The organism is Brevibacterium sp. FAM 24630 (genome assembly GCF_049804075.1).
Taxonomy (GTDB): domain Bacteria; phylum Actinomycetota; class Actinomycetes; order Actinomycetales; family Brevibacteriaceae; genus Brevibacterium.
Window position 1 is genome coordinate 144,216 of sequence record NZ_JBNBZD010000006.1, and the last position, 13,598, is coordinate 157,813.

Sequence of the window (13,598 nt, forward strand, 5' to 3'; positions counted from 1 at the left end):
TTTGCACGGTCTTCCCCTTTCTCACGCTCGAGCAGGTCCTTCACCGTGACTGAGCCGATCAGTCCGATGTACGGTCGAATCCTGAGATCCATGCTCGGCGCGTTCCCCTTTAGGTATAAATTACACGCGTGTCATTACCGCTCCGTCAAGCCCTCATGGAGTATTGGGACAGCACCTGAGACCCGAATAGAACACACGTTCACATGCACACGCGCCCGGAACACCATATGTAGGGAGAGCCCTTGAGCCCCAGCACAACCTGTGGGATCCGCCTGAGCAAACCTGGAGAATTTAGAAAGAACGCGCCGTCGATGGGATTATGGAGGAATGAGAGTGGAATCACCGGCGGCCGAGCATGAATGACCGACTCCTCACCGTCTACGCTCCTCCCGTCGAGGAGGACATCGCGCCGGGTTCCGACCTCGCCGCGATCCTCATCAACGCCCTGCGACGCAATCGCATCGACCTCAAGGACGGCGACATCCTCGTCGTCGCCTCGAAGGTCGTGTCCAAGGCCGAGGGCCGTCTGCGCACCGTCGCCGATCGCAGCGAGTTCGAAGAGCTCGTCGCAGCCACCGGCACACATCTCGTCGCCGAACGCTCCTATGGTTCCGGCACCACCGTCCAGGTCGTGCGCACCCCGGCCGGCACCGTGCAGGCCGCGGCGGGACTCGACCAGTCGAATTCTGCCGGCGCCGTCATCATGCACCCGCTCGACAGCGATCGCTCGGCCGACCGGCTGCGGCTGAGGGTGGAGCAGGCGTTCTCCGTGCGCATCGGCCTCGTCGTCTCCGACACGAGCTCTCGACCGTGGAGGATCGGCGTCGGCGACATCGCCCTCGGTCTGTCCGGCTTCTCCGGGCTCGACGATCAGCGCGGACGCCCCGACGACGACGGCCGCGTCCAGACTGTGACGGTGCGAGCCATCGCCGATGAGATCGCGGCAGCCGCGGATCTCGTCAAAGGCTCTTCCCGCGGTCTGCCGATGGCTCTCGTGCGCGGCGCCGGCGGGTACCTCGACAACGGTCGCGACGGAGCGAAGGCCCTGTCGCGCGAGCTCGGCGACGACTGGTTCCGCTACGGACACGTCGAAGCCGTCCAGCGCAGCCTCGGCGTCACCGAACTTCCCGGCGGGGCGCCCGCCGGGGACAGCAGCGATGACATCCTCGAGCGCGTCTCACGTGCGATCCGACTGGTGCGCGCCGGGCAGTCGCGGACACCCGGCCATGCGGCATGGCGGATGCGCATCGAAGGCGCGGGCTCGCGGATCACCCTCAACCCCTCGGATTCGCCGGCAACAGCGCAGTCGGGAGGTCCCCCGCTGCTCGAAGCGATGGTCGGACTCGGGTCACTGGTCGAGCGACTCCACACGGCGCTCTTCGCCGAGGATCTCAGCGCCTCCACCAGGTACCACTGGGTCGACGGCGAACTCGGCGCGTTCCCGCGCGGAGTGACCATCGACATCGGACTCATCGTCCCCTGAACGGCACGGTCCTGTCCTACGCAGGTGCCGCCTCGGCGGGCGGAGACGGCCGTGCCACAACTGTCAACACTCAAGGATGGATACGGATATGGATCTGACAGTCATTGCGAACACCGGCGGGCCGGTCCTCATCTGGCGCGGACCCGACCACGACCGCCTCGACCTCACCGGGCCGGTCGTGGCGAACTGGGTCAACAAGGGCGTCGGACTCTTCGGCGACTATGACCTCGGACCCGACTTCACCCTCTTCGCGCCCCTTCCACAACGCCTGCACTGGCGCGAACTCGTCGCGCTGCTCAGCGTCCTCCTCGCCGGCGGTCGTGTCTGCATCGGCGAAGAACCGCCGACGGAGGACTTCATGGCCTTCGTTCCGCTCGGCCACGAGGACCTTGGTTCCGTGGCCGATGCCGAAGAGGTCTTCGTCTTCAACCCGCCGGCGCTGGCTCTGAGCACGCCGGTCGATGAGGACTTCATCGACGTCAATTCGGCGATTCGGGCCTATCCCGATGTCGCCTCACGTCGCCTCGACGCCTCGGGCACTCTCGAAGTCGACGGGCAGATCATCGACTGGGCGGGAGCAGAGCAGGCGGCTCCTGTCGGCGGCAGACCGCAGGGTCTGCTGGCGTCGAACTCGACCCCACGGCCCGATGAGTGGCCGCGGCTGCTGCAGCATCTCCTCGGCGGTGGTGAACTCCTCCTCACCAGCAGTGTCGACGATGCTCGTATGACGGACCTGGCCCACGGCCTCGGAGTGCTTCATGGCACACTGGGCACATGGACAAAGTAGTTGATAGCCCCGCAGAAGCGGTGGCCGACATTGCAGATGGATCATCGATCGCCGTAGGCGGCTTCGGTGTCGTGGGCGTACCCGAATTCCTCATCCGTGCGCTGCAGGACCAGGGTGCCAAAGACCTCGAGGTGATCTCGAACAACGCAGGTGTCGATGGTCGCGGTCTGGGCATTCTGCTCGCCGACGGACGCCTCCGCCGCATCATCGCCTCCTACGTCGGTGAGAACAAGGAATTCGCCCGTCAGTACCTCTCGGGAGAACTCGAGGTCGAACTCACCCCGCAGGGCACACTGGCGGAGAAGCTGCGTTCCGGAGGCGCCGGCATCCCGGGCTTCTACACCATCACCGGTGCCGGCACGCAGGTCGCTGAGGGCGGAATGCCATGGAAGTACGACTCCGAGGGCAATGTCGTCAAGAAGTCTCCTGCGAAGGAGACGAAGGTCTTCGACACCTTCGGCGAAGAGAAGGAATACGTCCTCGAAGAGTCGCTGGCGCCCGACTACGCCCTCGTGCGCGCCGCGGTCGGCGACCGTCACGGCAACCTCGTGTTCCATTCCTCCGCCCGCAACTTCAATCCCCCGGCGGCCCAGTCCGCACGCGTCACCATCGCCGAGGTCGAGAAGCTCGTCGAACCCGGCGAGATCGATCCGGATGATGTCCACGTGCCCGGGGTCTTCGTCCACCGTGTGGTGCCGTTGACGCCCGAACAGGTGGCTGACAAGCCCATCGAGAAGCGCACCGTACGAGAAGCCTGAGGAGACACAGCAATGTCATTGACACGCAATCAGATGGCGGCCCGTGCCGCCCAGGAACTCGAAGACGGCAGCTACGTCAACCTCGGCATCGGCATGCCGACCCTGGTTCCGAACTTCCTGCCCGAGGGTGTCCACCTCGTGCTCCAGTCCGAAAACGGCCTGCTCGGCGTCGGCCCCTACCCGACCGAGGACGAGATCGATCCCGACCTCATCAACGCGGGCAAGGAGATCGTCACCATGAACCCGGGCGCGGCCTACTTCGACTCCGCTGCGAGCTTCGGCATGATCCGCGGAGGCAAGATCAACGCCGCAATCCTCGGCGCGATGCAAGTCGCCGTCAACGGCGACATCGCGAACTGGATGATCCCGGGCAAGATGGTCAAGGGCATGGGCGGTGCGATGGACCTCGTCCACGGTGCTCAGCGCGTCATCGTCATCATGGACCATGTGGCCAAGGACGGATCGCACAAGCTGCTCAAGTCCTGCGACCTGCCGCTGACCGGCAAGGGCGTGGTCTCGCGCATCGTCACCGATATCGCGGTCCTCGACGTCTCCGGTGATTCCTTCACCCTCGTCGAACTCGCTCCGGGCGTCACCGTCGATGAGGTCAAGGAGAAGACCGCCGCAGAGGTGATCGTCCCCGACGACGTGCCCACTATCGAGGTCGCCGCCTGAGCATCTCCGGATGTCCGGCAGGCCGCTGACCGAGTAGCGCCAGGCCGCTGGCCGAGTAGCGCCGGGCCGCTGACTGAAACGCGCCGGGCCGCTGACCAAGTAGCGCCGGGCCGCTCGCCGAATAACGGGTCGCGTGCCGAGAAACGGGTTGACACATACCGTGTACACCCGCGTTTCGGCACGCGACCCGTTTCTCGGTGACAGCAGGCGAGCCTCCCCAGCGACAGAGACGCCCAACAACAGAGAAGTGGTCACGTTCGGATACGGAATCTCGGTTCTGGTATCCGAACGTGACCACTTCTCGTTGTGAGCGCCAAGCCGGAGGAAGCCCCGCGCGTCACGAGCGTGAGATAGCTTCGCTCAGGCGAGAGACGGGGTGGGGGCGAGTCCGGCGGGGGCGAGTCCGGAGGGGGCGAGCCCGGTGGTGGCGACGAACAGGTCGCCGTGGCCGTCGGCGGTCACCATCGGCTCGTTGGCCGCGATGAAGGCACTCTCGCCGCGTTCGAGGGTGAGCGAGGAGCCCAGCGAGTTCAGCGTGATCGTTCCCGCGGTGCACAACACGATAGCGGCTCCGCGGCGTTCGAGCGTGGCCAGCCTGGGGCAACGCAGCGCCTGCAGAGCGAAGTCGTCTGTGGCTCCGAACATGACGCCGGCACGGTCGGGTTCGACCATGCGCGGTCTGCCCGCGCGGAAGTCAGCGACCTTCGTCAGTTCCGCGATATCGACGTGCTTCGAGGTCAGACCCCCGCGCAGCACATTGTCGCTCGAGGCCATGATCTCGATGCCGGTGCCGAACAGGTAGGCATGCAGCACCCCGGCCTCCATAGCCAGCGCCTCCCCCGGCTGCAGATGCACACGGTTGAGCATGAGCCCCACGAGCACACCGGGGTCGTGCGGGTAGTCGTCGACGAGCTCGCAGAAGGTCTGCGCCGGGTCGACGGCGCTGCCGAGTCGGCTCACGTGCCGTTCCGGCAGTTCGTCCATCCCGTGCGCGGCCACCTCGTCGACGAGTCCTGCGGCCCGCGGATCGCCGAGGACGAGTTCGACGGCGTGTGAGAGCGCTCGGCCCTCTCCGAGGGACTTCAGCGCGCCGATGACGTTGCCGAGGAAGTCCAGCGAAGGCGGCGTCAGCGGCTGGCAGAGCATCCGTTCGAAGGTTGCTCGGACAGCCTTGCGCGGACGGAATCCGGTGAGAGCGTGGAAGTCAGTGAGTGCATAGATGAGTTCCGGTTTCGCCGAGGCGTCCTTGTAGTTGCGCTCGGGAGCATCCAGTGTCGGCCCGTGGGCCTCTTCAGCGGCGAATCCGGCCCGTGCCTGGTCTCGGTCAGGATGGACCTGGATCGACAGTGCCTTCCGGGCCGAGAGCACCTTGAGCAGGAACGGGAGGCGAGCACCGAAGGCCTCGACGGATTCCTGCCCGAGCAGACCCGTGGGGTCTCCAGCCAGGTATTCGATGAGGTTGGGGCCGAGTTCGCGCGCGGTCTCCGTCGCCACCGTTCCAGTCGAGTCGATGCCGCCGAGGCGGCTGCGGCGTTCGTCGACCGCGCGGGTCCGATCCTGGTGTATATCGAGCCGGGAAGGACTCATCGGATGGGCACCCAGCCACAATTCCGCGCAGGGGGTGCCGTCGGGGGCGGTGCCCAGGAGCGCGGGAATCGCGTCCGTGCTGCCCCATTCGAAGTTCTTGACCGTGTTGTGCAAGCGGTGCACTGGAGGCCCCCTTGGATGGATCGGTGTCGAAACCACATCCGGCTGTTCCGGGTGTGCACTGTCCACGATAGCGTCACCAGCGCGTTCGGACCCGGCACTTCACTGACTGTTCAGCCGAAGTCACACACTATTCACCGCCGCCACCTGCAAGGACGTATCCGGCCCGCTGAGAGGGCGAGAAGAATCCGCAGGAGAACCTGACAGTGCCCCCGCGGGGTTCCGGAACCGGATCCCCGCGGGGGCACTGTCAGTGGGGCCTTGGAATTCCCGCTGCGAGGCTGTCGATCAGCCGATGACGCGGATGACCTTCGCTCCACGGTTGAGCATCCAGCTGTAGCTGCGCTTCGTGGTGTTCGTCCGGGTCGATCCCGCATCGTACATCTGCCCCTTGGTCTCGGAGATGATTCCGATGTGACCGGGGATCCAGATCAGGTCGCCTGCCTTCGCGTCCTTGATGGGGATCTCCTTGCCCGCAGAGCGCTGCTGGCTGGTCGTGCGCGGCAGCTTGATGCCGTTCTTGGCGTAGACGTACTGGGTGTAGCCCGAGCAGTCCCAACCGGACTTCGGCGAGGTGCCGCCCCAGACGTACTTGACACCGAGGTTGGCCTTGGCATCCTTGATCACGGACGCACGCTGAGCCGCGATCTTCTCTGCCTTGGTCGGCTTATCCTTCTTCTTGTCGTCCTTCTTCTTCGAATCGTCCTTCTTGGAGTCGTCCTTGGACTTGTCGTCCTTCTTGGAGTCGTCCTTGGACTTGTCGTCCTTCTTCGAATCGTCCTTCTTGGAGTCATCCTTTGTGGAATCGTCCTTGGACTCATCATCCTTCGAGTCTTCGTCGTCTGCAGAACCTTCCCCGGAGTCTGCAGGCGAATCGCCATCGGTGGACTTGTCTCCCGGCGGTGTCGTGTCGCCCGAAGCATTATCATCCGTCACTCCGCCGGCGATCGAACCCTTGGGAGAGAATTCGGTGGTGCCGTATCCTTCGGCCCAGACCAGTCGAGCACCTTCGAAGAGCTGCTCGCCGCGACCGTCCTTGAAGACCACGTCGGACTTGGGGTAGCCCAGGTGGCCCTTGACAGTCCCCTTGTCACCCCAGTACTTCATGATCGCACCGGTGGTGTAGTGGGCGCCGGTGGCCTTCGACCAGTAGAAGGATCCCTTCTCGAAGCGCTGTGCGACACCCCCGTCCTTGAGGCCGCCCTTCTCCGCAGAGGTGGGCAGCCCCAAGTTGGTGACCGCGTCGCCCTTGTACGACGAGGCGATCGCTCCTGACAGGTGGTAGGCGCCGGTCTTCTTGGACCAGTAGACGACACCCTTTTCGAACTTCTGAGCCTTGGCACCCGAGATGCCCTTGACCGCGTATTCCTTGCCGACAGCCTTGCCGAGCTTGTTCTTCTCGGCGTACTTCTCGATCGCAGTCTTCGTCTTCGGCTTCTCAGACTTCTTGGAGTCATCCTTCTTGGAATCGTCCTTATTCGAGTCGTCCTTCTTGTCGCTGGGCTGTTCGCCGGTCTTCAGGATCGAGTTGACCGTTGAGCGGACCTCGCCCAGCTTTGCGTAGAAGGCATCACCGGGGCAGTCGGTGCTGCCCAGGTCACGGTGGCCGACCAGGTTCGACTTCGTCGCCTTGGAGATTCCGTTGAGCGAGAACTTCCAGGCGATGGCCGAAGCCACGGCGTCACGGGTCTTCTTCGGAGGAGCTGCGCTGTTGTAAGTGCCCAGCACGGAGATACCGAAGGTTCCGGTGTTGTGTCCGGCCACGTGTGCGCCGATGACGGCCTTCGAGACGTCACCGCCGCGAGCGTGCCAGAGGCGACCGTACTTGTCTGCGACGACGTTGTAGCCGATATCGCTCCACCCACGGCCGTCCTGGTGGTAGGCCTGGATACCGCGGATGATTCCCGGGACGTCCTCGGCTGAGTAGCTGTTCGAACCGGAGGTGTGGTGGACCACGGCCTGCTTGATCCCGCTGGCATAGTCAGGGCTGCCCCGGTAGGCTTTCGCACCCCAGGAGCTGCGCGAACCGATCTTCGGCTTCGCAACCTTCTTCGCGACGGTGGACACCGTCGACGAACCGGGCACATAGTTCTGGTTGGCCACGGTCGCGCCGGAGACGTCGCTGAGGTTCTCGGCCTCGGCCGCCTCGGCGTCGGTCGATTCCTCGGACGCGGCATCGGAGGTCTCCGCGTCGTCGGCGTTCTGCTGTTCGAGGTCGACGGGGGCGTTCTCGGCGACGGCCTGTGCGTCACCGGAGTCGCGCTTCGGATCGACGAGGACGAGCTCGGCGTCACTCGGTGCGGAATCACCGAGGATGCGCATCTGCACTCCGGAGGCGTCCGTCACCGTCATCGGCTCCGAACCCTTGTTCTCGGCTTCGTCCTGCTCCTCTTCGTCGAGAGTGTCCCAGCTGCCCCACTCGGATCCGTGCTTGATGCGGATCTGAATGCGGATGTTCGACTTCGACTCGGAGAAGGTGAACCCGACGAGGCTCGGGTTCTTCGTCGGAACATCGAGGACATCAGAGATGAGTGCGATGTTCACGCCGTCTTCGGTCTTCTGCCGGACCGAGCCGGAGATGTCTTCGTCGTCCTTGGCCTCCGACTCCTCGGCGGAGTCCTGCCCGCCCTCGTCCTCGGAGTCTTCGGACTTCTTGGCAGGGGTCTGCTCCGTCTCGGACGGGGAGGAACCCTCGGACGGCACGGTCTCGTCGGATTCAGAGGCGAGTCCGGCGGATGTGGTGTTGACCGTCCCGGTCGCAGCGGAGGCGTTGACGGCCGACCCGGTGTCTGCCGAGGCGGATGCGTTGACGAACTCCGGCACCTTGGTCCCGGCCAAAGCGGTCTGCGACTTGAAGATGTTCGGCAGATTGCTCGTGGCGCTCTGGTTGGCGGCAGTGGCGGTGGAATCGCTGGAATCACGGGCACCGGGGACGTTGAGTCCCTCTTCGCTGACGTTCAGCGCCTCTTTGGACACGTCAGGCGACGTCGTGGCCGCAGAGGCCGTCGATGCCGTGACCGCTAAGGTGCCGACGAGTGCGACAGAAGCGCAGCCCGCGACAGTGGGCAATAGATATTTCATCGTTACAGCCTTTTCGAGGAAGACAGGGAAGTTCAGGCCTCGAGGTCCCCTGCACCGTTGGCAGTACGGCGGGCAACCCCAACATCTCAAAATTGTTACACATTTTCGGCGTGTCAGACTAGCCACAGAGCGGAATATTCTAATTACACGAGTGTGGTTCCCAGTATTGGCAAGGGACACACCGAGCAAAAGTTTTTCCCGGAATCGTCGTCGGCCGGACGTTTTCGGTCATTGTTCGGCCGCCCGAGCCGCTTCCGGTGCCTCACGGCACGTAGCAGATCGCCTTTGCGTCGGCTTCATCGCCGTTGTCAGCAGAGTTGTCGCCGGCACTCTGTGCCAGCAGCTGCGGCCCGGAACCGGGGTTCGGATCGAGTCCCGCATCGACTCCGGCGGCAGCTGACAGATCGCTTCCGGAAGCCGAGAATGCGTCCTTGTCCTCCTTCGAGGACTTCGACGCCTCCTCGATCCTATCGGCTACGAGCTGTCGTGCCACATCGAAGTCCGGATTCGACGGTGTCACGCGCGGCGGAGTGAGGTCGAGGGACTCAATCTTCTGCGACTTCACCTTGAGAGCCAAGTCGACGAAGGAGTCCACCTGGGAGGACGGAATGTTCGTGGCCACAGCCCCCGGAGTGGCCTTGGCGATCGCCTGGTAGCGAGTGAGCACCGTAGCCGGATCGAGCTGCTTGACCATGGCCGTCTGCACGCAGCGCTGCCGGATCATCCGCTCGTAGTCGCTGGAGAACTCTCGGGAGCGGGCGAACCACAGTGCGTGGAATCCGTCGAGCTTCTGCTTGCCCGGCTCGATCCACCCTTTGACCGGGCCGTGCTGGCCCGTCTTCCGGTCGACCTTCGAAGAGATCGGCACCCGCTTGCCCGAGACCAGAGTGATTCCGCCGAGGGAGTCGATGAGGTGCTCGAATCCCTTGAGGTTGATCATCGCGTAGTACTGGACCTCAAGCCCGGTGATCGCGGATACGGCGTCCATCGTTGCCTGCTCGCCGGCCTGCTCCGGGTCGTCGAATTCGTCTTTGTGCTGCTCGCCCTGCTGGAATACGGCGTTGAGCAGGCACTCCGAGCCGCAGTTGTACCCCTGCGGGTACTTCTTGTGCAGCGGCGAATCCTCCGTGAATGGCACGTTCTCCATATTGCGCGGCAGCCCGATGATCACGGTCTTGCCCGTCTTCGCGTCGATCGAGGCCAACGACAGAGAATCCGGACGGATGCCCGTGCGCCCCTTGCCGGCGTCGGATCCCAGAAGCAGGATGTTGTAGCGGCCGTCGACGGGTTTGAGGGCCTTGCCGGAGGCGAAGAGGTCGCTCATGAGACCGCGCTGAGAGTTCAGCATCGACGTCCCCCAGGCCAGCGGGCCGACGACGATGAGGAGGAGAGCACAGAACGCCGCGACGAAGCGTTTGCGGGCCCTCTGCGAGATCGTGACGAGTCGGATCCGGCGCAAGGAGTCGAACAGGCACACGGCCCAGTTGATCGCGATGACCGGAACCCAGATCGTGAGGAAGGTGAGGATGAAGGGGTTCGTGCCGATGGTGAACAGGAACGTCCGGTTGATGAGGACGGTGACTCCGGCGAGGATGGCCAGAGCCCAGCTGATCGCGGTGATCGACAGGGAGATCTTCGCCCACCGACGATGTCCGAACAGCAGCTGGACGCCGCCGGGGACGACGACGGTGACGAGGAGCAGCAGCCAGGCCCGCACATCCCGTGTGGACTGCGAGGCGTACGAAGGGTAGCGGATCGGGTCCACGTATCTCGTTTCGGCCACTGCCTTCCCTTCGTCTCCTCGGCGGTCTTCACGGCTTCCGGCACACAGTCGCACGCGCCTCGACGACGAGCGACACGGTCTCTGACCGGACGTGCGGCGAAGACAACTGTGCCAAACGTTCTTCAGAGTCCACTGTGTTCATCCATTGTGTCGCCTGCGGGCCGTGGATTCCGGCAAATCCGCGCCGTGCATGTCGGATTGCGCTGCTGTGCGATTCTTCACAGACGACGGCGAGGGTGCTGCGTCCCGACCATCTTCGTCGAGTCGCAGCACCCTCGCCGGGGTTCGCACGCGGGCTGAAGGCTCAGCGCAGGAGCTGGCGTCCCATCACCATCCGCTGGATCTGGTTCGTGCCCTCGTAGATCTGGGTGATCTTCGCATCGCGCATCATCCGCTCGACCGGGTGGTCGACGACGTAGCCGGCGCCGCCGAGCAGCTGCACGGCGTCCGTGGTGATCTCCATGGCCGCATCCGAGGCGTAGGCCTTCGCCGCCGCCCCGAAGTAGGTGAGGTCGTCATCGCCGCGTTCGCTCTTGGCGGCCGCGGTGTAGGTCAGCTGACGGGCGGCTTCGAGTTTCATGCCCATATCGGCGAGCATGAATTGGATGGCCTGGTTATCGGCGATGGACTTGCCGAACTGCTGACGTTCCTTGACGTAGGACAGCGCGTAGTCGAGCGCGCCCTGGGCGATGCCGACAGCCTGAGCGGCGATCGTCACACGGGTGTGGTCGAGGGTGCGCAGCGCAATCTTCAGGCCCTCTCCGGGCTGTCCGACGATCCGGTCCCCCGGCAGCCGGACGTTGTCGAAGAGCAGTTCGCGAGTGGGCGAACCCTTGATGCCGAGCTTGCGTTCCTTCTCGCCGAAGGTGAAGCCCTCATCCGATTTCTCGACGACGAAGGCCGAGATGTTGCGACCGCGGGCGCCGTCGGGGTCGGTCACGGCCATGACCGTGTAGTAGTCGGATTCCCCGGCGTTCGTGATCCAGGTCTTCACTCCGTTGAGGATCCAGTCGTCACCGTCGGCGACGGCGCGAGTCTTCATCGATGCGGTGTCCGAGCCCGCCTCCCGCTCGGACAGGCCGTAGGAGAAGCCGGCCTCGCCGGAGGCGACCGAGGGGAAGTACTTCTTCTTGATCTCTTCGCTGCCGCCGAGCTGGACGGGCATGCTGCCGAGCTTGTTCACGGCCGGGATGAGCGAAGACGAGGCGCAGCCTCGGGCCACCTCTTCGATGATGATCGCCACGGCCAGCGCGTCGGCACCCATTCCGCCGTATTCTTCGGGAATGTGGGCGGCGAAGAAGTCGGTCTCGACCAGCGCCTCATGAGCTTCTCGCGGGTAGCGGGAATCCGCATCGACCTCCGCCGCGAACGGCGTGATCCTCTTCTCGACGATATCGCGTACGGCCGCACGGATCTCTTCATGCTCTTCGCTGGGCTGGTAGAGGTCGAACATTCTTCTCCTAATGCTTATCGGACGTTCAGTAACACCATTATTCCTGCAGAGCCCGGCCCTTGTCGAGAGCGACCTGCCGCAGTTCGTCTCGGTAGCCGTCCAAACGCTGCCGCACAGCGGCGGCTTCGTCGCCGTCTCCCGCGCCGAGGATGCGTGCGGCGAGCAGGCCCGCATTCTTCGCTCCGCCGATCGACACGGTCGCCACGGGCACTCCCCCGGGCATCTGCACGATCGACAGCAGGGAGTCCATTCCGTCGAGGTATTTCAGCGGCACGGGAACGCCGATGACCGGCAGAGAGGTCATCGATGCGATCATGCCCGGCAGGTGGGCCGCTCCCCCGGCTCCGGCGATGATGACACGTACGCCTCGGTCGGCCGCGGACTTCGCCCAGGCCACCATGTCTTCGGGCATGCGGTGGGCGGAGACGACCTCGGCACTCGAGGCGATGCCGAGTCCGTCGAGTGCCTCGGCGGCGGCCTTCATCGTCGGCCAGTCTGAATCCGAGCCCATGACGATTCCGACCGGAGCCGCTGTTGCTGTGGAGTCGTGTGCTGTGGTCATCTGTGCTTCCTTCGTCGCAGGCGGTGCGGGATCTCGTTCGCTGCCGTCCGGATCGGCGGTTGCCGATGTGGTTCGGCAGCAGGTCGGTGACAGCCGGTTGGGTTTCAGCCCGTGCTCGACTCCCGGTCGGCCAGGAGATTCTCCGGGGTGGGCATCCGCGGGTGCGGGTCGACATCGACCCCGGCGATGAAGTCAGCGGCATGGCGGGCCCGAGCGAGCACGAGCTCGCGGTCGTCACCGTAGGCGTTGACGTGGCCGACCTTGCGGCCCGGACGCACGCTCTTGCCGTAGAGGTGGACCTTGACCGCCGGATCGTGGGCCATGACGTGCAGGTACGGCTGGTAGAGGTCCTCGTGCTCGGCACCGAGGATGTTGACCATCGCAGACACGTCTTCTCTGGCCGCGGGGCTGCCCAACGGCAGATCGAGGACGGCACGCAGATGCTGCTCGAACTGGCTGGTCACCGACCCGTCCTGGGTCCAGTGCCCGGTGTTGTGGGGGCGCATCGCGAACTCGTTGATGAGGAATCCATCGGCGGTCTCGAACATCTCCATCGCCATCACACCGGTGACCTCGAGGGTTCCGGCGACGGTGAGGATCGCCTCGGTGATGGCCCGGGACTTCTCTGCCGACAGGTCGGGTGCCGGGGCGAGGGCCTCTTTGCAGACGCCGTTCTGCTGCCAGGTCTCGACGACCGGCCACACGGCGGTCTGGCCCATCGGGGAGCGTCCGACCATGACGGCGAGCTCACGGGCGAAGTCGACCTTCTCTTCGGCCAGCAGCTGCCCGACTTCGGCGAGCCACTCGGAGGCTTCTGTGAAGCTCTCGATGACGCGGACGCCTTTGCCGTCGTAGCCGCCGCGCGGCGTCTTGAGGACGAAAGGATAGCCGACGCGATCGGCGAAGGCCGCGATATCGGCCTCCGAGGTGATGTCTGCCCAGGCCGGGTTCGGCAGTCCCAGCTCGTCCATCTTCGTGCGCATCCGGATCTTGTCCTGTGCGAAGATGAGCGCCTGCGGTCCCGGGCGCACGGCATGGCCGGCCTCGACGAGGTCTTCGAGATGCTCGGGCGGGACGTGCTCGTGATCGAAGGTCACGACATCGACGGTCTCGGCGAAGGCCTTGAGCGTCGGATAGTCCGTGTAGTCGCCGACGCTCACCTCATTGATGACCTGGGTGGCGGGGGCATCGGCGGTCTCCGCGAGGACGGAGAAGCGGACACCGAGGGCTTCTGCGGCGGGGGCGAGCATGCGTGCCAGCTGGCCGCCGCCGATGACACCGATTCGAGGAAAAGTCACGTCTGTCATCC

At 64.7% G+C, this 13,598-nt stretch carries 10 protein-coding genes; 4 read left to right on the top strand and 6 right to left on the bottom strand.

Annotation, left to right across the window (positions count from 1 at the left end; translation table 11 throughout):
* Positions 1 to 355: 355 nt before the first annotated feature.
* From ACPUD7_RS06920 to ACPUD7_RS06935, 4 genes are all read left to right on the top strand, one after another.
* Positions 356 to 1,483, top strand: a complete 1,128-nt coding sequence (locus tag ACPUD7_RS06920) for a coenzyme F420-0:L-glutamate ligase (RefSeq protein ID WP_135538121.1) — start codon at positions 356 to 358, stop codon at positions 1,481 to 1,483.
* An 88-nt stretch (positions 1,484 to 1,571) separates the two neighbouring features.
* Positions 1,572 to 2,270, top strand: a complete 699-nt coding sequence (locus ACPUD7_RS06925; RefSeq protein WP_135538119.1) for a hypothetical protein — start codon at positions 1,572 to 1,574, stop codon at positions 2,268 to 2,270.
* The gene (locus ACPUD7_RS06930) at positions 2,258 to 3,028 is read left to right on the top strand and encodes a CoA transferase subunit A (protein WP_135538117.1); all 771 of its coding nucleotides are present in this window, start codon (positions 2,258 to 2,260) and stop codon (positions 3,026 to 3,028) included. The genes ACPUD7_RS06925 and ACPUD7_RS06930 overlap by 13 nt, the downstream gene beginning before the upstream one ends.
* 12 nt (positions 3,029 to 3,040) lie before the next feature.
* Complete coding sequence (locus ACPUD7_RS06935) at positions 3,041 to 3,703, top strand: CoA transferase subunit B (protein ID WP_135538116.1); 663 nt, start codon at positions 3,041 to 3,043, stop codon at positions 3,701 to 3,703.
* A gap of 360 nt (positions 3,704 to 4,063) precedes the next feature.
* On the opposite strand, the gene manA is transcribed toward ACPUD7_RS06935, so the two are convergent.
* From manA to ACPUD7_RS06965, 6 genes are all read right to left on the bottom strand, one after another.
* Positions 4,064 to 5,413: a mannose-6-phosphate isomerase, class I gene (gene manA / locus ACPUD7_RS06940; protein WP_135538114.1), complete on the bottom strand. Its 1,350-nt coding sequence runs from the start codon at positions 5,411 to 5,413 to the stop codon at positions 4,064 to 4,066.
* A gap of 285 nt (positions 5,414 to 5,698) precedes the next feature.
* Positions 5,699 to 8,491, bottom strand: coding sequence for an NlpC/P60 family protein (locus ACPUD7_RS06945; protein WP_425119475.1), 2,793 nt, complete (start codon positions 8,489 to 8,491; stop codon positions 5,699 to 5,701).
* Between the two features lie 262 nt (positions 8,492 to 8,753).
* Positions 8,754 to 10,274 carry an LCP family protein gene (locus tag ACPUD7_RS06950; protein WP_135538112.1) on the bottom strand — a complete coding sequence of 507 codons (1,521 nt, stop codon included), beginning with the start codon at positions 10,272 to 10,274 and terminating at the stop codon, positions 8,754 to 8,756.
* 304 nt (positions 10,275 to 10,578) lie between these two features.
* Complete coding sequence (locus ACPUD7_RS06955) at positions 10,579 to 11,727, bottom strand: acyl-CoA dehydrogenase family protein (RefSeq protein WP_135538110.1); 1,149 nt, start codon at positions 11,725 to 11,727, stop codon at positions 10,579 to 10,581.
* 37 nt (positions 11,728 to 11,764) lie between these two features.
* Positions 11,765 to 12,289, bottom strand: coding sequence for a 5-(carboxyamino)imidazole ribonucleotide mutase (gene purE / locus ACPUD7_RS06960; protein WP_135538108.1), 525 nt, complete (start codon positions 12,287 to 12,289; stop codon positions 11,765 to 11,767).
* Positions 12,290 to 12,393: 104 nt separating this feature from the next.
* Positions 12,394 to 13,596 carry a 5-(carboxyamino)imidazole ribonucleotide synthase gene (locus ACPUD7_RS06965; RefSeq protein WP_135538106.1) on the bottom strand — a complete coding sequence of 401 codons (1,203 nt, stop codon included), beginning with the start codon at positions 13,594 to 13,596 and terminating at the stop codon, positions 12,394 to 12,396.
* Positions 13,597 to 13,598 lie beyond the last annotated feature (2 nt).

Excerpts from the sequence above, each read along its gene's own strand:
- ACPUD7_RS06920 (WP_135538121.1), top strand. The coding sequence starts at position 356 with ATGAATGACCGACTCCTCACCGTCTACGCTCCTCCCGTCGAGGAGGAC.
- ACPUD7_RS06925 (WP_135538119.1), top strand. The coding sequence starts at position 1,572 with ATGGATCTGACAGTCATTGCGAACACCGGCGGGCCGGTCCTCATCTGG.
- ACPUD7_RS06930 (WP_135538117.1), top strand. The coding sequence starts at position 2,258 with ATGGACAAAGTAGTTGATAGCCCCGCAGAAGCGGTGGCCGACATTGCA.
- ACPUD7_RS06935 (WP_135538116.1), top strand. The coding sequence starts at position 3,041 with ATGTCATTGACACGCAATCAGATGGCGGCCCGTGCCGCCCAGGAACTC.
- ACPUD7_RS06945 (WP_425119475.1), bottom strand. The coding sequence starts at position 8,491 with ATGAAATATCTATTGCCCACTGTCGCGGGCTGCGCTTCTGTCGCACTC.
- ACPUD7_RS06955 (WP_135538110.1), bottom strand. The coding sequence starts at position 11,727 with ATGTTCGACCTCTACCAGCCCAGCGAAGAGCATGAAGAGATCCGTGCG.
- purE (WP_135538108.1), bottom strand. The coding sequence starts at position 12,289 with ATGACCACAGCACACGACTCCACAGCAACAGCGGCTCCGGTCGGAATC.
- ACPUD7_RS06965 (WP_135538106.1), bottom strand. The coding sequence starts at position 13,596 with ATGACAGACGTGACTTTTCCTCGAATCGGTGTCATCGGCGGCGGCCAG.